This window comes from Sphingobacterium prati (assembly GCF_013167215.1).
GTDB lineage: Bacteria > Bacteroidota > Bacteroidia > Sphingobacteriales > Sphingobacteriaceae > Sphingobacterium > Sphingobacterium prati.
On sequence record NZ_JABJWY010000009.1, the window covers coordinates 273605 to 298175 of the forward strand.

A 24571-nucleotide genomic window follows, 5' to 3' on the forward strand; every position below is an offset into this window, starting at 1 on the left:
TTCATGACATCAACCTATTAGAAATCGATATTAACACCTACATTATATTGCCTCGGAACAGGGTATCCACCAGAACCATCCCTTCCCATGCTCGTAACATTCTCGGGATTGGGACCACTGTATTTCGAAAATGTGTTTAAATTTTCTGCCGATACAAACACCCGCAGACGCTCCATACCATACCGTCTCGCAGCATTTTTTGTAAACATATAGGAAAGCGTTACACTGTTTAATTTAAAGTAGGATCCGTCTTCAGCCCATAGATCCTGGTCCATCCGGAAAGGGTTAATATTTGCATACCGTTTAAAATCATACGCATAGGGATACTTTGCTACATCGCCAGGTTTCATCCACATGTTGATATCATCCAATGGGACTACTGCCTTATCTCCGTAAGGATCACTCATCAATTGAAGTCGTTCCGCCAGAGCATTATTTAAGATCGTCCGCTTTGCTGTATAGGATGCATATATATTTAATCCAAATGAGCCCAACGTCTCATGATTATAATTAAAATTCAATTGCATCCCTCCTGTGATCAATGGTTGAGAATTTCCTGTACGCGCATAATCATTTTCGTCCAGAATATAGTTGCCATCAAGATCAGCAATAATGGGATCTCCGGCCTGAAACTCGGTACCATTTGCCATCCTGTAGCGCCGGCCAGTCGCGGGGTCCACAGGCACATCGGCATCTGTGCTATACACCCCCCGGTTTAGCAACATGTAGTTGGACATCGTTGATGTACCAACCCGAAAAACAATATGCTGCTTATACTTGTCAATATTTTCCCATCGAACAAACTGTCCGCCGTAATGTTCCGGCAACTTGAGCAATACATCCTTATTATAGGCCCCATTTGCACCAATTGACATGGTAAAGCGCCCCTCGGTCCAAGGCCTGAACATCAGGGAAAGCTCATGCCCATAATTGGCGATTGCAGCAGAATTACTATTGACCTTTTCAAAACCCAAAGAAGAAGATAGGCGCTCTTCAAAAAGAATATTATCCACCTTTTTATAATAGGTGTCATAAGTCATTTCAAACCTATTGTTGAAGAGAGCGAGGTCTAATCCAAGATTGTACTGTGTGGTTGTCGTAGGTTTTAGATTAGGGTTTGGAATCTGCTCATAATTGATACCAATACCGATCTTATCATTGTAACTCCCAGTAATGTCGTATTTGCCATACACCCGTTCCAGCGTACTATTTGGCATCACATTTACCCCCCAACTGGTTCGTAGTGAAAGTAGGTTTATCCAATCGACCTCTTTTAAAAACTCTTCATGGTAGGCATTCCAGCGGAAACCCACCGCTGGGTTTTTGGTGTATAAATTTCCAAATCCGTTTTGAGAAGACCCATCCCTACGGTAGGAAAGATCTACCACATAGCGCTTCATGTAATCGTAGGTACCCGCAATCGCAAAAGATAACCCACGTTCTTTTCCAAATCCGCGTCGCAATAGCCCCCCACCTTTGGAGAAATACCCGTCAAAACCCAAAGGTCCTTCAAATTGATCATTTGGCGTACGTGCCTGTAATGCCGCATTTGCTTGCTTTTCTAAGGTGCGGATTTCATTGAACAAATTGAAGAACACGGTATGTTTTTCATTGAAAGTGTGACTATAGTTGATCGAATTCCGATTATAGAGAGAATTGTAGCGCCCGTAGTAGGCATACACCTGGGCAAATTGGCCGTTCGCAGCAGCAGGCGTAAAGGTATTCTCATTGTCAGAAGTAGACTCATAGCTTACAGTCGTTGTTGCGCGTAGACCGGAAAGAAATTCATAGGACGCTTCGATAAATGGTTTGATCGACTTGGAGGAATTATCATTCTTTGTTTGCAAAGCCGAGTTATATCCCGATGAAGCCAGATAAAAGGAGGGCCCTGGGAGTAACGTAGAGAATGTTCCATTGGTTGCAACGCCAGACTGCAATATACCTAAGCCATTTCCTTTACTTTTAGACCCAAGGGATGCATTTACCTGAGCTGTAAACCTAAATTTTTCATTTGGATAGTACTCAAAGCGCATATTGGCCATGTAACGATCAAAACCGGTATTTTTGATGATCCCGTTTTCATTGTAATAATTCAGATTTGCTTTATAGTTCAACTTCTGGTTACCACCATCAATGGCGACGTTATGCGTTTGGTTATAAGTTGTTGCATAAAACAAGTCCTGCCAATTGGTCGAGTTATTATAATAAGCATTCAAACTGTCAGACAACATGGGTGTCTGCGAAATTTGATCCAGATCCAATTGAGATAAAGCATTGCCGTAAATTTGCATCAGTTTAAGGCGACGTTCAAGATTTCCGCCCAAAGTCTCCCGTAGTTTTGGTGGTGTTTTCAAAAAGAAATTACCCGTATACCGTACCCTTGGCACTTCAGAATTGCCGCGCTTGGTATTGATAATTATAACACCGTAAGCAGCCAATGATCCATACAACGATGTTGCTTGTGCATCTTTCAGAACTTCAATACTTTCAATATCCTCGGGTGGAATCAATGACAACGGACTAATACCAGGCCCCTGTTGACTGAGCCCCAATTCATTTGCCCGGTCGGCATCCATGGGTACTCCGTCAATGACATATAAGGGTGAGGTTGGCGTTAAAAACGATTGATCTCCACTTCCACTAACGCTGATGGTCGAAAGTCCCCGGATCTGCGTTGAGCCCCTGAATCCCGGAGCCCCGGTATTGACCTGTATATTTAACCCAGCCACTTTACCTTGCAGCAGGTTTTCTACATTGGCTGCAGGGATATCCTGAATTTCTTTTCCGCTGATCTTGGTCGAAGCCCCGGTAGTTGTTTCCCTTGGCCGCTTGACATAACCCCGTACCACAACCTCATCCATCTGATTGTCGAGTTCCTTCATACGAACAGTTACTGTGCGGTCTGCCCGGGCAGTCATCGAGACCCCTTCGTAACCGATCAATCGAAATGCGATTGACGTGCCGGCGCTAACAGTCACGCTAAATGCTCCCGAGGAATTCGTTGAGGTAACTTCACGTGAGGTCTTCCCAAAACGTACCGTTACCCCAGCAAGCGCCCGCCCCTTATCATCCGTTACTTTGCCGGACATAATAATCGCTTGTGCAAAAGCCCCAACAGACAAAAGCATACACAACGCCAGTAAAATAAATCTGCTATAAAATATTTTTAATTGCATAACTTTCCGCTATTATTCATTATCAAATCGTGGATTTTCCCGTTGAAAATGGAAGACAATCTCCCAATCACCTTTGGTAAATATTTTGAAGTTTAGGCCAAATCCTGCCGTGACCAATGTCCCGCCAAATCCAATCCTCGAATAGCCAAAATCAATTTTTGCACTACTTCCATTGGTGTATTTGGTCGGATAATTGGTCAACGGAATCGGATATGCCACATCATATTGCACATAAGTAGGCGTTTTCTTTATGTTAAAACCATGCACAAGTTCAGCCCAGTTTGTTTCATTAAAATTTTCGGGATTGATCGGTTTCTTGTCTTTATCCCAAAAAACAAATCGCAGATTATGGCCATTGCCTCCATCGAAACGGCGGATATAAACAACTAAATCCTTGAATTCGTCATTTGTCCGCAAAAGCTGGTTGGAAGACTCACCATAGATGTTGGTCATATAAGCGGGCCAAATGTAACTTTGCTTCTTGGGGTTTTTGGGATCTTGTGGATCGGGAGCGACCTCCCCATTATAAGGATTCTTATCCGAATAAGGTTCATAATCCTGCACCCGCCAAGGGAGAATCATAAAATCCTTAACGACCGTAGAGCCACCGGAATTAGAAACTTTGAGATCAAAATAACGCACATTCTGAACGAGGTCAATACTGTCTTTGGAACGGGGTGGAATCAACTCATTCGTAGAAGAATTCCAAAGGATAAAGGTACCCGTAGAATCCACTTCAAAAAGTGGACGATTGACCAGCTTGCGCTTAGCCTCAATTTCTTCCAGATTCTTTTCTGTACCATCATAACGTGTGATCCATTGGTATACAGGCTTTACCTGAAAAAGATCAGTGTAAGGTCTGCCATCACCAAAGCGTGGATTAATAATCTCAAAATGCAATGGTGTGGTTGAGTGATCTGTATTAACTGTCCCCATAAGAGATGTACGCCCCAAAATGGGATAAAAGGATTTTCCATCATAGGTCAGATTCACACTTAAAAATTCCTTTTCGTCCGGTAGATTGTATAATTTTTTACACCCGTTTAAGCCCGCACACAATGAGATCAATAAACCCCAGGAGCATGCATGTCTATATATCGTACTATTTCTTTTCGAAATTTTCATGTCTATATCTTGTTAAATTGGTTTATTGATTGCGGTTCATCGTCCAATCTGCCAATTGGAAATCCCCCCCGCTATACATCCGGGCAATATTCAAACGATAAGTTTTATACGCTGTGGTATTATTGAAGAAGAATACACGTAACTGAAACCGCTCGTCGAATACTTCGTCTTTTTTGGTATCCAAAAGTTCCCATTTGCCTGTTTGCTCGTTCAGTCCCTGCAAAGTCCAGTCTGTTGGATCCCGCGGCTGTATATCATTGGCAGACCGGAGCGTATAACTATTGGCTGCCACTGCGACAGGAAAATCCCATTGCAGATAGAATTGTCCAGGATTTGAAAGGAAAAATTTGGTCTCCGGATTACCATCAAACACGTACTTGGATGCCTCTACTGCATTTGGCCCGCCAGAAGCTTCTTTTGATGCTGACCCTACTCCACCGACTGTAACAAATAGATTCTCTGGTGGCGGGATGTATATGATTTGACTGACAAACTTGTTGAAACCAAAAACATGGTCTGGATTCAACACATGCACCACTGCATTGTCGGTCTGTATATTTAGTGAGCTTGTCTCTGTGGTCACCCAGTTACGATTGAAAACAGATCTTCTGGTATCAGAAAAGTCAATGATAGTTGGTCCACCATCCAAGAATCCGGACGAAGCTTGTCGATTCAATCCGATATGCATCGGGTAGCCATAGCGGATACCGCGAACATCTTTACCGTCTTGATTTAAAAGTGAATCACTCGAGGTGCGTCCCTGGACAATATACTGGCACATCAATGAGTCAAGTATCTCATATTTTACCGAGGTCAGATACTGCGCCGGCTTATCCGAAACACTCAGCGTATTATTGAGATTCTGAATAGCCAATTGAAAATTTGCGTTGGTCAATGCAAACAAAGTCACTGTGCTGTCCTCCAGTTTTTTTTGTAAGCCGATCCGATCAATCACCTTAATCAGCGAATCGTAAACCCCGGGTTTACTTTTCAGATAACTGTATAAATTGCCCTTATAAACTGGCTCTTTCGATATCGGCGAATAATAGCCTTTATCTTTGGCACAAGCATAGAGCAAGACCAAAACTAAAAATGCGTATATGCAGCGTACAAATAGGTTCTTTCTCATTTTGTTGTTCCTTTACTTCCAGTAAGAATTTTGTGCGATTAACTTATTTTGGGCCAGAATTTCCTTGGCAATCGGCCAATAAATTCCATCGTTGGCGATTAGTCCGGCCAACTGGGGATTATCATGTTTGATCTTTTCACGGCGGATCATATCATACCAACGATGCCCCTCCCCCATCAATTCTCTTTTCCGCTCCAAAAAAATTGCATCAATTAAATCGCCATTGACCGTTTCGCTATAAACTTTGAGGCCCCTCCTTTCCCGAATTTCATTCAACAGTTCAATCGCAGTAGATTTCTCTCCCAGTACAGCAAGTGCTTCGGCGCGCAACAATGTGATATCTTCCAATCGGGTCAAAATTGTCGCACTGGTAAAAATTCGGAATGTCGGATCGGATGAACCGCCCATGATACATTTGATTTTGCTAAAAATGGGATATTTGCTATTAAAATTTCGGAAATAAACTTCCGTATTCGGATTTCCGAGGGTATCGATGCTAAAGCGTTGATCTTTTTTCTCGTTAAAGGTTTTTAGGATCGTCTCTTTCGGCATATAAATATCCGGGACGGATTTACTCACCACAGGAGAGGCAAGTGTAAGTTCTTCAATATGCCCTGTGAACGAAGCTTCAACGTGTGCCCAGATATAGGGGAAAGAAAACATCTGTTCTGATCTTTTTTCAAAGAAGAATCCATTACCATCTGTTAAAAATGAAGTTGATAAATAATAGGCTCCCCCTTTTGAATAATTATCCATGATAAATTGCGTATATGCGGCTGCGTCCGCATAATTTGCTTGCCATGCGGCTAAATGTGCTAAAATGGCATAGGCAGAAAGTTTGCGAACGAGTGCACCACTCCAGCGTGAGGAGGCTTCATTGTAATAATTGCCTATTTGCTGTTCGTCTCCCGTGCTATATGAGTAAGGTAAGAGCTGTGCGGCTTCAAACATTTCCTTTTCGATCCAGGCATAGATTTTTAGGCGATCCTCCCGCGCTTTGTTTTCAAAATTTCCATCGTGGGAATTTAAAATCAAAGGGACATCACCCCAGATACGTACCATGTTAAAATAGGCATAAGCACGTAAAAATCTTGCCTGGGCGACATCGACCACTAGGTTATTTTCGGTATAGCGCAGATCTTTTGCCCGGACTTCCGGAGCGCGTTCCATAAATATATTGGCAGCGTTGACTACCGCAAACCAACGTCTCCAATTGGATAGTGCTCCCAAGGATTCGTAATTTGCCTTGAGGTCATTTTTAATAATAGCCTTTAAATCCTGCCGGTTTGGGCTTTCGAAATCGCCTGACCGGACTTCCCCATAGAGCCAATATGCATTATTGTCGTCCAACGCTGCTTTGGTAAGTCCATAAATCCCCATCAGTCCGGCTCGGGTATCTTCAAGAGCATTCCACATATTCTCCTCTTTGACTGTACGGGAAGAATCAATATCCAACATTTTCTTACACCCTCCCAGAGAGAGTAGGAAAAGCGGTAAAAAACGAATTATAAGATGGTATCTTTTCATTTCTTTTCGTTTAAAAGTCAACTTTAATACCGAGGGTATAGATGCGTGGTATCCGCATTTTGGATCCAATATCATAGCCGGTATAATCCACAATCTCCGGATCAACGCCACTATAGGATGTTATTGTCGCCACATTATTCGCAGAAACATAAGCGTAGGCACGCTGAATACGCTGCTGCCGCCCGCCCAAAAGCGAAGTCAGGTCATAACCAAGTGTAATTGCGCGTATCTTCAGAAAAGAAGCATTTTCCAAAAACAGATCCTGATCCGCCTGATAAGGAATGACGGAACTCCAAGGATTGTATAATGGATACTTACTGTAATCGCCTCTTTTTTCCCAATATGTGACCTCCTTGATCGCATCTAATTTTTTAGCACCTTCATTATTGATAAAGTCAAATCGGGTCACCATTTCTTGATTAATTAGTTCGCGTCCAATATTGTAGTACATATTGATCCCTAAATCCCATTTCCCAAACACAAAATTGTTAGACCAATTACCAAATAATAAGGGTAAGCGGTGCCCCTGCAAGGTCCGGTCACTATCATCGATCCGGTTATCCCCATTCTGGTCTTTCCATATTGGATCTCCGGCGCGCAATTGAATAGAATTATAAGTCATCCCCTGCGGCACCTCGGCATCCGTTTTATAAATTCCTGTATTAGAAAGCAACCAGTATTGGTCAAGGGATTTTCCAACCTCCAACAGGCTATTGCCCATGACGAGCTGTTCCAAATCATTAGGTAGTGCCTTGAGCTTATTCTGATTGTGTGAAACATTGAGTGCCGTGGACCATTTAAACCGGTCGGACTGGATCGGATCGAGTCCAACAGTAAGTTCAACACCTGTATTTTGAACATCCATTCCTGCCATGTAACTGGATTTATAGCCATATTCGCTATAAGACGGAATATTAATTAGCTGGTTTTTAGTCTGTTTTAGGTAAACGTCCAAAGAAACATGAATATTTCTTTTTTGAATGGCATAGTCTATACCCAGGTTAGCCTGATCTGTGTAAGCCCAGGGGATATTGTAGCCTACCCATCCCGATTCATAGGGACGTACCAGCCCAGCGATTGCATTATATCCTGCGATCAGCTGGTTACCTGTAAATCCCATTTGAGCAACATAATTGGGTCCCTGCGCAAAATCATCAAACACGTTACTCACGCCGATGCGTCCGACGCTAAATCTGGCGGTCAGATCTTTCAAGCTATTATCGGAAACGAAATAACTGTTTTTAATATTCCAATTCGCTGAAAGCGAAGGCGTAAAAATCCAGCGTGCATCCGGCTGTGCATTGGAAGAACCATCTGTTCTCAACAGGAGTGAAACATCAACCTTTTTATCATAATTATAATTTGCCCGCCCATAGAAGGAGACCAAATTATGGCGTATGCGATCCAAAAACTTAAATATAAGTGCCTTAGGGTAAGCCGTAGCCTCCAGATAATTTGACTTGAGCGGATCATCCTCCAAAAGATTCACCTTGATAAAATCGTTTACTCCTTTGTAAGCATATGCATAATTATAACGATAAGTGTCCCATTGCAGGCTATTTCCGATCAAAAGATTCAGGCTGTTTTTATCATCAATTTTCCAATCATAGTAAGCCTTATTGTCGAAAATTGCACGTTGGTTATAACCATAATAATTGGACGCGAAATTATTGGATTCCATCAATTTACTATGGTAAAACTGATCTCTATAGCCCTCGTTGTAATCGACCATACCCGTTGTTAGAAAGTGGAAATTTCCAAAATCCAATTGCAGCTTTCCATACCCTTGTACAACGTTGGTTTTATTGTTATCGAAACCTTTTTTATAGTAACTTAAATACTCATTGTATACCTCTTTATTTGGTGAAAGAGGGGCGGACAGATCCGGAAAATAAGCCAATTGTGCAAATCTATCCCTCATATTGAGATTCCGATTCCGGTCCAACCTGGAGATATTGGCCTGCATGGAGAAGGTCAGCCAGGTAAGAGGTCGCATGTTTAAACCAAACAACGCATAATACTTATTTAGTTTTACCTTATCCGCAACACCTTTGTCTTGGGTCGATCCTGCTGCAAATTGAAAATTTGCCCGTGGCCCACCTCCAGAAAGATTGGCATTTAAATTATATACCAAGCCATTGTTGTAATAAGAATCGGTCCAATCTGACTGACCAAAATAGTTCATGTTAAGCGAATCGCTCAAGTATATAGGATAGGAATCGCCATCATCGTATCGGCCATTGGATGTATACAGGTCATAAAACTGTTTTCTGAATCTATTTTCGTATTCACCGTTGATTGTGGTCACCTGCGGCCGTTGCGCTAATCCAGTATACATATTGACAGCAATACGATTTGTTTTGTCCGCTTTAGGTTCCTTCGTCTGCACGACAATTGCTCCATTGGCAGCATTGGGGCCGTACATAGCCATTGCAGCGACATCTTTCAATACTTCGATCGACTTGACCATATCAATATTGATATTAGCGAAAAGATTGGTCGCTGGACCGATGCGTTCGAGGTCGTAAGTCTGCACGGCATAAGCGAACGGATGCTCCCCGACCAATGGGATACCATCCACGACCACCAAAGGCTGGTTTTGAAACACATCAATATCAGAAAGCAATGGTCGAGAAACCCCACGGAAATACATGGGTTGTTTCGTCCCGGGCTCTCCAGACGGCTCTGTGACATGCAGTCCTGTATTATTCCCTTTCAAATATTGCTGCAGGGACGTATAGGGCAACAAACTTCGCTTCTTGATTTCAATCGGATTGACCTGACTCGTTTTGATCTGAAATACGGAATCTAATTTCACCGTTCCAATCTGAAGTTTAAGACTATCGGAGGGCGATAATTGCTTATTATCCTGACCAGAAACAAGAGAACAGCAAGTACAGGACCATCCCAAGACAACAAGTCCACTCAAACACCTCTTTTTAATCATGTACATATGAATGATATAATTAGGTTATTTTACTTTTCTAGTTTAGTTGGTTAAAGTGCCCCTGAATCAGAGGCCACTTTGTGGTTCTTTTTTTCGAGATAAGAAAATTGGTCAAATTCTTTCTCAAAAATCATTTATGCAGAATCAAATAGGATTACTTTCATAATTTAAGGTTTAAAGTTTATATAAAAAACGTTTTAGCACAACACACATTACTGTTCTGTCAAAACTGGGTTTATTACTTAATTGGTCGGCACTTCGCGTTCTTGGTTATATTGAAGATATATAGAAAATTGAGAAAAAAAAATTTTTATTCAATTTTTTCAAACATGCTAAACTGGTTTAGCTCGTGGCATTAAGCTATTTTCATTTCAAAAAGCCAGTTTATGAATTGAAAACAGCTGATTTTGCTAAAAAAATCGTTCGATTAAATTTTTTACAAATTGTAACATTCCAATCAACACGGACTTTTAGATCCTAACACGCCGAGTCGAGGCTCTCTTACCATCTTTATTGACAGTGCTGATCCCGAATACCATCGTAAGGCTAGCCAGGAGATGTCTTCAAAGACGGCTTTCATTATGCACGCTGGCTTGAATTCATATGAACTGCATAACCATAAAAAGTAGACAGCTAAAGAACACAAAAAAAAACCGATCATTTTCTGATCGGTCTTTCCTCCTATTACATTACCTGAATTAGCGTTTCTCTTTTTGCGGTTTATTTGCCATCTCAAAAATCAGTTCCCCCCCATTCATTAAGCTGTTATACGAAACTTTCAAATTATCCAGAAGCTTGCCATTCAATCTTACGGATTTGACATATACATTTTTTTCAGACTGATTACGTGCAGTAATAGAAATACTTTTTCCATTCTCCAGGTTGATCTTCGCAGATTTCACCAACGGGCTGCCAATCCAATATGCATCGTCTCCGGGCGCAACAGGATAAAATCCCAGCGCAGTAAAAAGATACCAGGCAGACATTTGTCCACAGTCATCGTTTCCACCTAAACCAGTGTGCCCATTATGATATTGATTCCGGATAATCTGACGCAATCTTGCCTGCGCCTTCCAGGGGCTTTGGGTAATATTATACAGATAAGCCACATGATGAGAAGGTTCATTTCCATGTACATAATTGCCAATAATACCATCACGTGTTATATCCTCCGTATGCTCAAAATATTTATCCGGCAGTTCCATTGTGAATAAAGAATCCAGATAAGTCTCCAGTTTCTTTTGTCCGCCCATAACTTGCATCATTTCTTTTGGTTGATGCGGTACATACAGGCTATAGTTCCAAGAATTTCCTTCTATAAATCCCTGTCCATGTGTATCTAAGACATCAAATTTTTCTTTAAACTTTCCTTGGGAGCTTTTTGGACGCATAAAACCAATTGCCGGGTCATAAAGCGCCCGCCAACTCTCCGCTCGCTTTGAAAAGATTTTATAAATATCTTCTTTCCCTAGCTTTTTTGCCAATTGAGCAATACACCAATCATCATAAGCATACTCCAGGGTATTGGAGACAGAGGTGCCCGACACATCATCCGGAACATACCCTTTATCTATATAGGCACCAATTCCTTCATAATTACGCGTATTTGCAGTTTGTACACATGCGTGTAATGCAACCTCAGGATCGCCCTTATACACGCCCTTCAATACGGCATCCACAACAACAGATACCGAATGATAACCGCTCATACACCAGTTGTCATTGGCATAGTGCGACCAAATGGGCAACATTTTCAATACACTCTGATCGTAATGGGCGATCATGGATGAAACAATATCTGCGTTGCGTGAGGGGTTAATCAGGTTCAAAAGTGGGTGGAACGCCCTAAATGTATCCCAGAGGGAAAACGATGTGTAATTCGTAAAACCCTTAGCCTGATGGATCTCCTGATCCAACCCTTTGTATTCACCGTTTTGATCCATATAAATGGTAGGCATAAGACTGGCATGGTACATCGCGGTGTAGAAGTTGACGAGATCCTCATTATTTAGCATATCCACTTCAATCTTGCGAAGTTCTTTCTCCCAGGCACCTTGTCCGGCTTTTACATAACCGTCAAAATTCCAATCTGGAGTCTCGACGTCCATATTACTGAGCGCATTCTTCATGCTCACCGGGCTCAACGCTACTTTCATCAAAATGGATTCCTGCGCTTTGGTATCAAAATCGAGATGCAACTTAATATTATGCGCCGCTAGATCCGGAAAATTATGCTGTTGGTCAAACTTGCGCCAGAAACCATTGTATACCGATTTCCCATCTTCATATTTAGCACCATAATTTTTGAATGGTTTGGATGTTTTTATCGCAAAATACACAGTGCGTGTCCGGGACCATCCATTCGTTTGGCGATACCCTACCAATGTAGAGTCGTTCAGCACTTTAACAACGGTCCAAACATTTTTACCATCATAATTATAGATTCCGGCGGTCAAATCCAAGACAAGATGCGAGGCATCAGATTGTGGAAATGTATACCGATGAACCCCTACCCGTGTCGTTGTCGTTAACTCAGCCTTAATCTGATGTTTATCCAGCAAAACACTGTAATAATTAGGCTCAGCACGTTCATTGTCATGGGAATAAGGTGATCTGTAGCCGTCCTGAGGTCTATCTGCCGTCCCAGGATTGAGCTGAACCTTACCCTGCGTTGGCATCACCAGAATATCGCCGAGGTCAGAGTGCCCGGTACCACTAAAATGGGTATGGCTAAAGCCTACAATTGTAGGATCCCCATATTGGTAGCCGGCACAGTATTTATAGACATCGCCATTATATTGTCCATTTACAGCATATGATAAGGTATCTGTATCTGGACTTAACTGCACCGCACCAAAAGGAACTGTCGCACCAGGGAAAGTATGCCCCATTCGTGCGGTTCCTATAAGCGGTTTGACGTATTGGATCAATTTGGTTTCCTGCGCCCTTAAGAAATAAGGGACACATAGTAAACCGACACAAACTAAACTTCTTATGTTCATCTGTTAAGGATTAGATCTTGGGATTTTGACTGTAAACACTCCATAATTCGTCAATCGTCTTGCCTGTCTGCTCTTTCCAAAAATCATCAGTATACGTTCTACTGCGCATTGCTCCGTCCAATTTTTTAACAAAGTTCTTTTTTACATTTTTGTTAATCCAATAAAGGAAGCGCGCCGTTGTTCGATATGAATCTGTATATTTCTGTTTCTCCGTATACTCCGGCAATTTCCAATTTGCGCCAGCGTTGTTTATTCCATCGTCAAATCGAACAAAATCCGCAATTCCTTCGGTAATCCACCAGGGACCAGCTCCATCCGGATAGGCCTGAACAATATGCATGACTTCATGTGTAACAACATCTATATCACCCGGATTTTTAGCAAACCAGTCTGGGCTATACCGTACAATTCCCCCTGCTGTTGCAGCTACTCCTTTGTAATCTGGATCAATAACGAAAGACACTTTTTTTCTCGTATTTTTATTGTATTTCTTAGCCAATTTGGGATAATTGGTAAAGTATGCTGCTATTAGTTTTTCCTTCAATGCCGGATTAAAATCCTTGTCCTTATTAATCCAGACCAATGTATATCCACCTTTGGTAATACTATCAACATCTACCGCAACTTTACGGTCATTTTCTGTATGTTGCCAATTGTCCTGTGCGAATACCGAACAAGAATACAATAGGCCTACGACAGCCAATGTTTTTTTCAAATAATTAAAGTTCATAATCAGGTTTATAATACTTATTTTTTGTTTTTTGATGTTTTGGAATTTCCGCCCATCTTCAATTCACTTGTCATTGAATATGGAGCAGCGCTTAAGGTCGCACCTCTATTATAGTTCGGTTTGGCGCTCATATCAAAATTAAGATTTCCACCTTCATGGAGAGCCTTATGACTCAACCAGTTTTTACCATAATTTGTTCCGTTCAACTGCAAAGCATTGACATAAACATTTTCATTCGAATTCTTAGGCGCATCTATGGTCAATGTCTTTCCATTTTCGAAAGTTAAGGTAGCTTTCTTAAACAATGGAGCCCCAAGCACATATTCATCTGTCGCCGGACAAACGGGATAAAAACCTAAAGCTGAAAACACATACCATGCTGATGTTTGACCATTATCCTCGTCACCACAATAACCGTCAGGCGTCGGTTTGTACATCCTGTCCATGACCTGGCGAACCCAATATTGTGTTTTCCAAGGTTGGCCGGCGTAGTTATACAAGTATGGCATATGTTGGATTGGCTGATTCCCATGTGCATATTGCCCCATATTGGCCACCTGCATCTCTCGAATTTCGTGAATAATACCGCCATAATAGCTATCATCAAAATCTGGAGCCTGAACGAATACAGAATCCAACATATTGACAAAAGTTTTTTCACCACCCATTAAGTCAATCAGCCCTTGTACATCGTGGAAAACACTCCAGGAGTAATGCCAACTATTACCTTCAGTGAACGCATCCCCCCATTTCAATGGATTGAAAGGTGCTTGGAATTTACCATCCTTATTTTTACCACGCATCAGATTCGTGGAAGGATCAAATAAGTTCCTATAATTTTGGGCACGCTTCGCATATAGGTCAATCTCAGCCTTAGGACGATTTAATGCTTTTGCCAATTGATATATTGTAAAATCATCGTAAGCGTACTCTAAGGTACGGGCAGCATTCTCATTGATTTTAACATCATAAGGGACATATCCTAAACTGTTGTAGTATTCAACACCTTTTCTTCCAACAGCGCTCATAGGTCCTTCATTATGGGCACCATGCTGCAAAGCTTCGTATAACTTATTGATATCATAACCACGCAATCCTTTCATATAAGCATCAGAAACGACCGAAGCGGAGTTGTTACCCACCATGATATCAGCATAGCCCGGGCTACTCCATTCAGGTAGAAATCCACCTTCCAGATAAGCATTGAGCAAACCCTCCTGCATTTCTTTATTAATAGAAGGGTACATGAAATTTAAGAAAGGATACAGGGCTCTAAATGTGTCCCAAAAACCTGTTCCGCCGAATAAATACCCAGGAAGTGTCTTACCATTGTAAGGGCTGTAATGGACAACCTTACCCGCTGCATCGATCTCGTATAATTTATTCGGAAAAAATAACGTACGGTACATTGTCGAGTAAAATGTACGCAACTGATCGATATCGTCTCCTTCCACCTTAATTTTACCTAGGGTAGTATTCCAAATTTGGCGACCATCTTCTTTAATTTGATCAAAAGACTTATTGCCAAGTTCGTTTAAGTTTAATAAGGCTTGTTCAGCACTGATAAAAGAGGATGCAACCTTCACCTGAACAGGTTTTGATTTATCCTTCACTTTAAAACCGACGATCGCACCAGTATGGTCACCTTTGATTTGAAGCTGCCCATCTTTCTTTTCCTTTCCTTCCCAAGTCGCAACGCTAGCAAAAGGCTGATCGAAAACAAGTACAAAATAATTCTTAAAATTTTCGGGCAGCGGTCCACGCGCGTATTTCGACGAGTAACCAATAATCATATTTTTTTCAGGGATGATCTGAACTTCTGAACCTTTCTCATAAGCATCCAAAACGATATAGGCATCATCCGTTTTATTGAAAGAGATACGAAACATCGCCGCGCGTTCAGTGGGCGTCATCTCAGCAGTCACATCGTGATCGGCCAAATAAACGGAATAATAATAGGGTTTAACAATTTCCGCTTTATGCGAAAACCAACTCGCACGTTCATCCTGATCAAAAACAGGTTTTCCAGTCACAGGCATAATCGAAAAAACACCATAGTCATTCATCCATGGAGAAGGCTGATGCGTTTGCTTTAGCCCACGGATCTTATCAGCGGTATATTGATACTGCCAGCCATCGCCATTTTTACCTGTCTGTGGCGTCCACATATTCATCCCCCATGGCCTCGCAATGGAAGGATAAGTATTACCATTGGAAAGCTCAAATTTGGATTCAGTACCCATCAAAGGATTTACCAGGTCTACAGCTTCTAGTTGCTGTCCTCTAAACTTCTGAGCCAAAACCGGTTTTGCGCAAAACAAACCCAAGGACAATATTGACCCGAAAAAAACACTTAACGATTTCTTCATTATTTAGGATATATAAATATTTCTACTAAAACGTATTAGTAAAGATATAAAAAAGAATATGAATTTAAAAAAACTCGATACTTTCTAAGGTGACCGTCTTATGATTTTTACAATTGGGCTTACGTTCATAGGGGCAATCCCGAAGTGGATAAAAGCTCCAAGCAGCATATTATTATCTTTTAATCAAGTCTGTTGAAATCACATATTCCCTGGGAATGGAAATGCCACGGTCTATTTCTTTTAGCAAGACCTTTACACATGTTTTTGCTAGCGGTTCCAGTGGCTGGCGGATACAGGAGATCTTAGGATTCAATAGATCAAACAATTCATGATCGTCAAAAGAAAACAATGGGAAATCAAAATTCTTCCCTTCCTCGCTCCGGAGCGATTTCAAACCAAGGATACACAGATAATTGGTCGTAAAAAATAAACCATCCAATTCGGTATTTTTAGACACCCAATTCTGCAAAGAGGCCATACCCTTCTGCCGCAGGTTTTGATAGGACAAATGTAATATTCTTGCTTGCATGCTTGTTTCTTCACAAAACTGCAAATAGGCATTTTTACGTGCCAGCATCTGAGGCTGATCCGAATCAATGGTGATCAATCCAAAGTTTTTACATCCGATTTCGTGCAAATGCAAACAGGCCTTTCTGCTACTCTCACCGTTGTCAATATGCACATAATGAGTCGCTACTTCCGGTGAATTTCGGTCGAAAACAACCAAAGGAACTTTATATTCTAGGACTTTTCGTTGATGCTCGTCCAAGTTTACGGTCGGTGCCAAGAGTATGCCTTCAACTTTTTTTTCAAGCATAAAATCAATGATATCCCGTGCATTTTGGGGATCTCCCAAAGTGCTACTATAGAGCACATGATAATTCTTCTTACGCAAAAGTTCTTCCACATATAGCGCAAAAGGGCCAAAAAAAGAATCGCCAATATTTTCTACAATCAGTCCAATGGTATTTGAACGACCTGTCGCTAAGCTTTTTGCAAGCGAATTGGGTTTGTACCCGACTTTCTCAACATAATCCAGCACACGCCTCTCAAGCTCCTTACTGATACGAGCCTGCTCGGCTTTATGGTTGATCACCAATGAAACGGTAGATTTGGATACATTCAGTTCCTGTGCAATTTCTTTAATAGATTTGGCCATGAGCTATTTCATAAAATTAAGTGAAATTAGAAAATAAAATGAAGAATACGCTCCCATTGGGGCAAATGAATATCAACATAATCGTTTGCGTGAATTAACTGGATACTTTTTTAAACATTTCGTTGTTCCCAAAACATCGTGCGACAACAAAGAACCTTCTACATAATGGGGAACCCTTGATGATCATAGTCATATTTACCAAACTTTTATCGCTCCGGCATAACAACATTTTACGTTAGCTAAAGTAGCTTCACTGCGATACTATACCAATACTTAGTGTACACTTAATCCATTTTTCAAACCTACTGGGAGCCTATTCACCGATGACGAGTTATTGGTTAATCCAAATTAAAAAATCTAAATTTTTGTTGAATTTTAATAAAAGTCTAAAAATGAACACAAAATCAGAGCTACTTTATCAATATTATAATGAAAATGTTAATTTTTTTTTAAATTTACTGGCGACTAGTTCCTTATGAAAAACACTGGATCATATCAATACCAAGATCTCCTCCCCCTTATACAACAAGGGGATCAGCGTGCTTTTTCGTTATTATATGATTTATTTGCCCCCGATCTAACTTGTTTTATTGCAAAAAAGATCAACAGCCGTGAAATAGCCGAAGATATCCTGCATGACCTCTTTATTTCAGTATGGAAAAATAGAGCGTTAATTGAAGAAATAGAGTCTCTTCCAGCGTATTTATTTAGCTCCTGCCGGTATTTGGTGCTTGCCCATTACCGCAAAGAAATGAAAATACAGGCCTACCAAGACTTTGAACATCTGGAATTTGAAGATCAATCCATAAACATCGAAGATCGACTCTATTACCGTTATATTATCGATATAGTTGTCAAAGAAGTAGAAAATCTTCCTCAAAAATGTCGGGAAGTATTCAAATTGAGCCGGGAATATTATATGAGTAACAAAGAGATTGCTATAAAATTGGAAATTAGCGAATCCACTGTAGAAAAACATATCAACAAGGCTATTCGCCATTTACGCACAGCAACAAGTCATCTATTCCACTTTACTCTATTCTTTTAGGCGTCCGTAATCATCAATTTCAATAAAAAAACTTTTTTTTACTTTTTGAGTAGAAGCTCCTCTTCTTTTACATCACTTGTATTATAACCAACCAGTATAACGTTGCGATTTATGAAGCAAGTGAAAGAATTATATAAACTGATAAGCAGTTTTCTGAGCCGATCCGAAAATATTGAGGAACGTAAACAGCTTTTTGATTGGTTTGATCAGCAATCGGCCGATCAAATACCCGAAGAGCAGTTTTCGGACATCCAAAAGAATGTAAAAAATCGTTTGCTCATTGAAATTGGCGTAATAGAAAAAAAATCCAGTACTATAAAGTACATCCAGCTTGCCAGTACAGCTGCTGCCATACTGCTGATCGGTTTTTTCGCTTATAAATTCTGGCCCGCAGCCGAACCCATTGCTTCGAATAAGTTATTGGCGTCGATTCCCCCAGGAAGTGAAAAAGCAATTATCACGCTGGCCGACGGGAAGCAGATCAATCTAGATGAATTATCATTAAATCAACGTATCCAGGTCGGAGGAACAATTCTAACAAAAGATGCCCAGGGAAAAGTCAGTTATCGAAATGCCAAAACCGGAAAAATCGCTAGCCAGCAAAACATATTAAAAACACCAAAGGGTGCTACATATGAGCTCGTCCTAGCAGATGGCACCTTGGTTAGCCTAAATGCTGATTCAAAGCTAACCTATCCTTCTTCATTTGAATCTGCAGACCGTATTGTTGAGTTGGAAGGTGAAGCCTATTTTCAGGTAACAAAAACAAAAGACCATAAAAGTTTCATTGTTAAGTCAAAAAATCAACAGACGAAAGTACTGGGCACAAAATTCAATATTAATGCCTATTCGGAAGAGGAAGTGGTACGTACCAGTCTACAGGAAGGTTCAGTTATTGTTTCCGAACAAAACAGTGCTGTTAAGCTAAGACCTAATGAGCAAGCATTTTCCGAGGATGGAAAACTCAAGTCGAAGACCGTCAATATAGATCAGGTAATTGGTTGGAAAAACGGCCAATTTTGCTTTGATGGCACCAATACAGCAGCAGTATTTAAAGACATCGCGAGATGGTACGATATTGATGTCACTTATAATGCGAAAAGCAATGCTAATCAATATAGTGGAAAAATCCCCCGAAATTTAAGCCTGGACAAGCTCATCGCGCTGTTGAATTATGCAGACATCAAGACCAAAGCAGTTGTTGGGAAAAACAATAGAATTAACTTAATCATTACATAACCAAACTTATTAATGAAATGAAAAGCGAGAAATTCCCACCCTAATAAGAGCCTACTAATAGCAATAAAAGACGGATCCTGTTGGCGCAGAACCCGTCCAACTTATTGGTATTAAAGTATCGTCTAACTTCTAAATTATTAACACGTTAAAACCAAACGAATTTAATGAAATTTACCTTAACTCCGTTCATTAAGAAGGAGAAAGATTTTCATGCTTCTCACTTGGATGCTAACACAGCGTCCGGTGTGCAACGAACTTATGAAAAACCAACGCCTCTTTTTGCGCGCGCCTTATCCAGATCTCTCATGAGGATCAACTTAATCACCCTACTGATCGGTTTAGGACTGTCACAAGTAGACGCACATACCTATGCCCAACAGATTAGCTTAAAAAAGCAGAAATCTAGTTTGGAATCGATTCTGAAAAACCTTGAAAAACAAAGTGGTTATTCATTTTTTTACAAGAAAAATGAGATAAACCAGATCATTGATTTATCGGCGGAAATCAAAGAAATGCCCTTCAAACAGGCATTAAATGTAATCCTTGGTAAAGCCAATCTGTCTTATGACTTTTTTGATAAAACAGTAGTTATCAAAAAGAATGCGATGCACCCCAAACAAATTACCATAGCAACACCCAACGTTGATAGGATCGTATTGGCTATGCAGCAGCAATATGTAAAAGGACGAGTCATCGACAACGAAGGAAAGCCAATTTCGGGAGCATCAATTCGCCTCAAAGACAACATACGAAAAGGTGTAATGAGCCAGGCTGATGGAAGCTTCATATTGCCAATATCTTCACTAAACGAAATTCTGGTCATAACTTCCTTAGGCTACGAAAGACAGGAAATTAAAGCGAGCTTAAATCCAGATAAGATGGTTATCCGCTTAAAAAAACAGGAAAATGCTCTTGAGGAAGCGGTTGTTTCTACAGGTATTTTTAAGAAGGAGGACAAAAGTTTTACGGGAGCATCACGTACAATTACAACAAAAGAACTCAGGCAATACGGTGCTAGAAATCTCGTGACATCCTTACGGAATATCGATCCATCGTTTAATATTATTGAGAATAATCTTTTCGGTAATGATCCGAATCGACTTCCAGAAATTCAGATGCGTGGAAACTCCAGTATCCCCAATGTGAATGAAATTCAGAGCGAATCTGCAAGTCAGCTTAACACACCGCTGATTGTTTTAGACGGCTTCCAGACATCGCTTCAGGCACTGATAGATATTAATGAAAACGATGTTGCATCGATTACTCTCTTGAAAGATGCTGCCGCCACTGCGCTTTACGGTTCCCGAGGTGCTAACGGTGTCATCGTCATTACAACAAAACTTCCGAGACCGGGCAAATTACGCCTAAGTTTTGGATCAGAGCTAAAGGTTGAAAATGCCGACTTATCGGCTTACCACCTCCTTAATGCAAGAGACAAACTGGAGCTAGAACGTATTACCGGCCTTTATGACTCACCGAACGCAAGTACCGACATTCCGAATAAACGTTACTATAATTTTCTGTTAGATGAAGTTAATAGCGGCGTAGAAACGGACTGGATGGCTATTCCACTGCGCACCTCCTATGCATTAAGAAGTAATTTAAGACTGGAAGGCGGTGATAACCAATTCCGATATTCAGCAGGTATTCAAAACAACAATACAGCCGGTGTAATGAAAGGCTCTTCTAGAAATACACTGAATGGATCTATCACCCTATCTTATACTTACAAAAATTTAATATTTAGGAACTATTTAAACATTAATAATATTAAGAATCAACAGTCACCATATGGATCATTCAGCGATTATTTTGACCTCAATCCGTATTGGCGCCCTTATGATAAAGATGGAAATGTAAATAAAGTATTGGGAGATCCGGGCACAACTGATTATTCAAATATATGGACCACCCTGCCAACGAACCCCTTGTATAATGCTAGCCTAAAAACATTTGACAAAGGAGAACAAACAGATATTACCAATCAGACCGCTGTAGAATGGTCGATTCAAGAAGGATTAAGATTAATTGGTAAATTCAGCTTTACGAAATCGGATAAACAGTCAGATGCGTTCAAACCGGCAGAGCATACTGACTTTGCCAATTATACTGGAGTTGATGTCTTTAGAAAAGGAGCTTATTGGATTGGTCTCAATCGAGGAATGAAGTATGAAGGAGCTTTAAATCTATCCTACAGCAAAAAAATAAAAGAAAAACATCAGATTTTTGTCGGAACCGAGGCAAATATTTTCCAGGATAACACCTCGCAACTGACAAACGCCGCAGAAGGTTTTCCAAACAGTGATCTAGATTTTCCATCGATGGCATTGCAATATATGAAGGATGGAAAACCTTCAGGTAATGAGTACTACTATCGAACCGTTGGCTTTGTTGGAAATGCAAATTATAATTATGACAATCGTTATTTTGTCGACGGAACGTTCCGTATGGATGGTTCTTCCCAGTTTGGCGCCAATAAACGTTTCGCTCCTTTTTGGTCAGCAGGTCTGGGTTGGAATTTACACGAAGAAAAGTTCTTTAAAAAGAATGAAATCGTCAACCGCCTTAAATTGCGTGGATCGGTAGGGACATCCGGGTCTACAAAATTCAATACGTACCAGGCTTTGACCACTTACGGTTATTACACTTCCGATAGATATTATAATTGGCTGGGAGCTTATGTCATGGGGCTCGGAAATCCGGATCTAAAATGGCAACAAGTGCTTAAATACAATATTGGGACAGATGTCGACCTTTTCGACCGTTATTTAACTTTACAGGCGAACTATTATATTGAAAACACCAATGACCTTGTTTCCTCCATTAATACCCCCGCATCCAGTGGTGTAGGCTATTATACAGCCAACATCGGAAAATTACGGAATAAAGGATTCGAGTTATATGCAACAGTCTATCTGATGAAAAAGCCCACCGGTTTAACCTGGTCAGTATCGGGTTCGGTATTGCATAACAAAAATAAGGTACTTGAAACCTCACAAGCTTTAAAAGACGCGCAAAAAACACTTCAGGGGGATCTCTATAATGCCAACAAAATGTACATCGAGGGATATTCGAGTAACGCCATTTGGGTAGTTCCATCCCTCGGGATAGACCCGAGCACAGGAAAAGAGCTTTATCTCGCTGCTGACGGTACACCAACTTACACCTGGGCGTCAAAAGATGTAACTGCTGTCGGAAACACAGATCCTAAAGTTTGGGGTAATTTCAACACAATGTTACGCTACAAAGGATTTACATTTACAGCATCGCTGGGTTATCGCTTTGGCGGTCAGGCATACAATAGAACCTTGGCTGAACGAGTTGAAACCAGCAGTTACAAATATAATGTAGATGAACGCGTCTATACTGGCCGATGGCAAAATCCCGGCGATTATGCACCATTCAAAGGACTCTTAAACACAAATCCAACCTATAAAACTTCGCGATTTGTCCAAGATGAAAACACCATTTATGCGAGAAGTTTCAACTTCCAGTATGATTTCCGTTACATGAATTGGGTCAAGAAAATTGGGTTCGAAAACGTCAATATAGGGCTGGATGTATCTGATCCATTTATCATTTCGAGTATTCGCCAAGAACGAGGAACAAATTATCCATTTTCAAGGCAGGTAACTTTTAGTCTCAACGCAACATTTTAATAAAATGAAAAAATATATCATATTAACGAGTTTAGTAAGTTTCCTATTTTTAGGTTCATGCAATAAATTTCTGGATGTCTTACCTCGAACCCAAATACCAGCGGATAAATTATTCGATTCAGAACAGGGGTTTAAAGATGCTTTGGCTGGCGTTTATATTTCGGCAAAAAGTAATACAACCTATGGGAAAGCCTTAACTTTTGGCACAATAGAAAGTTTAATCTCGAGCTGGGATATAACGACGAATTCCCTGGAACAACAGCTCGGACTTTTCAATTATTCTGACAATCGCGTAATTGATCAATTCAATGCGATATTTGCCAAACAATATGCAACAATTGCCGCAATAAATGCTATTCTTCAGAATCTAGAATCCAATAAATCCATCTTTAAGACAGAAGGAGTATATCAGGTCATTAAAGCAGAATGCCTAGGCTTACGTGCCTACATCCATTTTGATCTGATGCGCCTTTATGGCCCTATACCAACTGAACCTGAGATCGGAAATCAGCTCGCCTATGTAACTGAATTTAACAGAGAAATCCATCAACATATTTCTTATGAAGAATATAAAAGCAAAATTTTCACAGATCTAAAACAAGCCGAAGAGCTTATCAAAGAATTTGACCCCATGCTGTCCTATTCGATGAACGATGTTAGAAATCCCAATGGATTCGCAAGCAACTACAAGCCACTAGATGATTTCATGTCCTATCGCAATATGCGCATGAACTATTATGCGATGAAAGCGTTAGAATCTCGTGCAAGTTTATGGTATAGAGACAAAGACAATGCGTATAAAGCCGCTAAGGAGGTGATTGACGCAAAAGATGCGGATGGAGAAGTTAAATTCAAGTTAGCCACTGGGAAAGACTTTACCACAACCAACTATATCCTCACTTCTGAACAGATATTCGGACTGTACGCTTTTGATTTAGCAACAACCTATACAGATAACTTTGGCAACGCAACTTATCGCAAAGGTACATCTGCAACAACCATCACAAATCAACTATACGGCAATACCGGAACTGATTTTAGAGAATCTTCACTTTGGAATATTGTTACATTGACCAACGGTTCCAGATACAATGTGATTAAAAAGTTTTGGGTTACGGCCGACAATGTGACTGTTTTAACCGATTACAAACAACTGCCAATGATACGCACCAGTGAACTTTATTTGATATTGGCTGAAACAGCTCCTTTCACTGAAGGCTTGGAATATCTAAAAACCTTTAGAGCGAACCGTAATATCTCCGGACTATCAATACCCGCAGACCTGCCAACCCTACAGAGCGAGATTATCAAGGAATATCGAAAGGAATTCTATGGGGAAGGACAGGCGTATTACGCTTACAAAAGACTGAATATCCCAAAACCGCAAATATTATTTGCCCCTTCAAATGCAGTGGTCAATTACCTCTTGCCCATGCCAACAGTTGAATCCATTAATTAACC

Annotated in this window: 13 protein-coding genes; 4 read left to right on the top strand and 9 right to left on the bottom strand. The window is 40.6% G+C overall.

Annotated features, from left to right (window positions below; all coding sequences use genetic code 11):
- Positions 1 to 17 precede the first annotated feature (17 nt).
- From HPC41_RS02560 to HPC41_RS02600, 9 genes are all read right to left on the bottom strand, one after another.
- On the bottom strand, positions 18 to 3176 hold the full coding sequence (locus tag HPC41_RS02560; protein WP_246250296.1) for a SusC/RagA family TonB-linked outer membrane protein: 3159 nt from the start codon (positions 3174 to 3176) through the stop codon (positions 18 to 20).
- Between the two features lie 12 nt (positions 3177 to 3188).
- Positions 3189 to 4301 (bottom strand): DUF5007 domain-containing protein, encoded by a 1113-nt coding sequence (locus HPC41_RS02565; RefSeq protein ID WP_172392414.1) that lies wholly within the window; start codon positions 4299 to 4301, stop codon positions 3189 to 3191.
- Positions 4302 to 4323: 22 nt separating this feature from the next.
- On the bottom strand, positions 4324 to 5430 hold the full coding sequence (locus HPC41_RS02570) for a fasciclin domain-containing protein (protein WP_172392415.1): 1107 nt from the start codon (positions 5428 to 5430) through the stop codon (positions 4324 to 4326).
- 12 nt (positions 5431 to 5442) lie between these two features.
- On the bottom strand, positions 5443 to 6957 hold the full coding sequence (locus tag HPC41_RS02575; RefSeq protein WP_172392416.1) for a RagB/SusD family nutrient uptake outer membrane protein: 1515 nt from the start codon (positions 6955 to 6957) through the stop codon (positions 5443 to 5445).
- A 10-nt stretch (positions 6958 to 6967) separates the two neighbouring features.
- Positions 6968 to 9886, bottom strand: a complete 2919-nt coding sequence (locus HPC41_RS02580) for a SusC/RagA family TonB-linked outer membrane protein (protein WP_172392417.1) — start codon at positions 9884 to 9886, stop codon at positions 6968 to 6970.
- A gap of 716 nt (positions 9887 to 10602) precedes the next feature.
- Positions 10603 to 12906 (bottom strand): GH92 family glycosyl hydrolase, encoded by a 2304-nt coding sequence (locus tag HPC41_RS02585; RefSeq protein ID WP_172392418.1) that lies wholly within the window; start codon positions 12904 to 12906, stop codon positions 10603 to 10605.
- Positions 12907 to 12916: 10 nt separating this feature from the next.
- Complete coding sequence (locus HPC41_RS02590) at positions 12917 to 13636, bottom strand: basic secretory protein-like protein (RefSeq protein WP_172392419.1); 720 nt, start codon at positions 13634 to 13636, stop codon at positions 12917 to 12919.
- 17 nt (positions 13637 to 13653) lie between these two features.
- Positions 13654 to 16005, bottom strand: a complete 2352-nt coding sequence (locus HPC41_RS02595; RefSeq protein WP_172392420.1) for a GH92 family glycosyl hydrolase — start codon at positions 16003 to 16005, stop codon at positions 13654 to 13656.
- A 172-nt stretch (positions 16006 to 16177) separates the two neighbouring features.
- Positions 16178 to 17164: a LacI family DNA-binding transcriptional regulator gene (locus HPC41_RS02600; RefSeq protein WP_172392421.1), complete on the bottom strand. Its 987-nt coding sequence runs from the start codon at positions 17162 to 17164 to the stop codon at positions 16178 to 16180.
- A gap of 475 nt (positions 17165 to 17639) precedes the next feature.
- On the opposite strand from HPC41_RS02600, the gene HPC41_RS02605 reads away from it, so the two are divergent.
- From HPC41_RS02605 to HPC41_RS02620, 4 genes are all read left to right on the top strand, one after another.
- Positions 17640 to 18212 (top strand): RNA polymerase sigma factor, encoded by a 573-nt coding sequence (locus tag HPC41_RS02605; protein WP_172392422.1) that lies wholly within the window; start codon positions 17640 to 17642, stop codon positions 18210 to 18212.
- 111 nt (positions 18213 to 18323) lie between these two features.
- Complete coding sequence (locus tag HPC41_RS02610; protein ID WP_172392423.1) at positions 18324 to 19451, top strand: FecR family protein; 1128 nt, start codon at positions 18324 to 18326, stop codon at positions 19449 to 19451.
- Between the two features lie 164 nt (positions 19452 to 19615).
- A complete protein-coding gene (locus HPC41_RS02615; protein ID WP_172392424.1) occupies positions 19616 to 23110 on the top strand; it encodes a SusC/RagA family TonB-linked outer membrane protein in 3495 nt (1164 codons plus the stop codon).
- A 4-nt stretch (positions 23111 to 23114) separates the two neighbouring features.
- On the top strand, positions 23115 to 24569 hold the full coding sequence (locus HPC41_RS02620) for a RagB/SusD family nutrient uptake outer membrane protein (protein WP_172392425.1): 1455 nt from the start codon (positions 23115 to 23117) through the stop codon (positions 24567 to 24569).
- Positions 24570 to 24571 lie beyond the last annotated feature (2 nt).

What these genes read in the sequence shown, in the direction of transcription:
- HPC41_RS02565 (WP_172392414.1), bottom strand. Translation starts at nt 4,301, where the DNA reads ATGAAAATTTCGAAAAGAAATAGTACGATATATAGACATGCATGCTCC.
- HPC41_RS02560 (WP_246250296.1), bottom strand. Translation starts at nt 3,176, where the DNA reads ATGCAATTAAAAATATTTTATAGCAGATTTATTTTACTGGCGTTGTGT.
- HPC41_RS02590 (WP_172392419.1), bottom strand. Translation starts at nt 13,636, where the DNA reads ATGAACTTTAATTATTTGAAAAAAACATTGGCTGTCGTAGGCCTATTG.
- HPC41_RS02575 (WP_172392416.1), bottom strand. Translation starts at nt 6,957, where the DNA reads ATGAAAAGATACCATCTTATAATTCGTTTTTTACCGCTTTTCCTACTC.
- HPC41_RS02600 (WP_172392421.1), bottom strand. Translation starts at nt 17,164, where the DNA reads ATGGCCAAATCTATTAAAGAAATTGCACAGGAACTGAATGTATCCAAA.
- HPC41_RS02620 (WP_172392425.1), top strand. Translation starts at nt 23,115, where the DNA reads ATGAAAAAATATATCATATTAACGAGTTTAGTAAGTTTCCTATTTTTA.
- HPC41_RS02595 (WP_172392420.1), bottom strand. Translation starts at nt 16,005, where the DNA reads ATGAAGAAATCGTTAAGTGTTTTTTTCGGGTCAATATTGTCCTTGGGT.
- HPC41_RS02615 (WP_172392424.1), top strand. Translation starts at nt 19,616, where the DNA reads ATGAAATTTACCTTAACTCCGTTCATTAAGAAGGAGAAAGATTTTCAT.
- HPC41_RS02605 (WP_172392422.1), top strand. Translation starts at nt 17,640, where the DNA reads ATGAAAAACACTGGATCATATCAATACCAAGATCTCCTCCCCCTTATA.
- HPC41_RS02585 (WP_172392418.1), bottom strand. Translation starts at nt 12,906, where the DNA reads ATGAACATAAGAAGTTTAGTTTGTGTCGGTTTACTATGTGTCCCTTAT.
- HPC41_RS02610 (WP_172392423.1), top strand. Translation starts at nt 18,324, where the DNA reads ATGAAGCAAGTGAAAGAATTATATAAACTGATAAGCAGTTTTCTGAGC.
- HPC41_RS02570 (WP_172392415.1), bottom strand. Translation starts at nt 5,430, where the DNA reads ATGAGAAAGAACCTATTTGTACGCTGCATATACGCATTTTTAGTTTTG.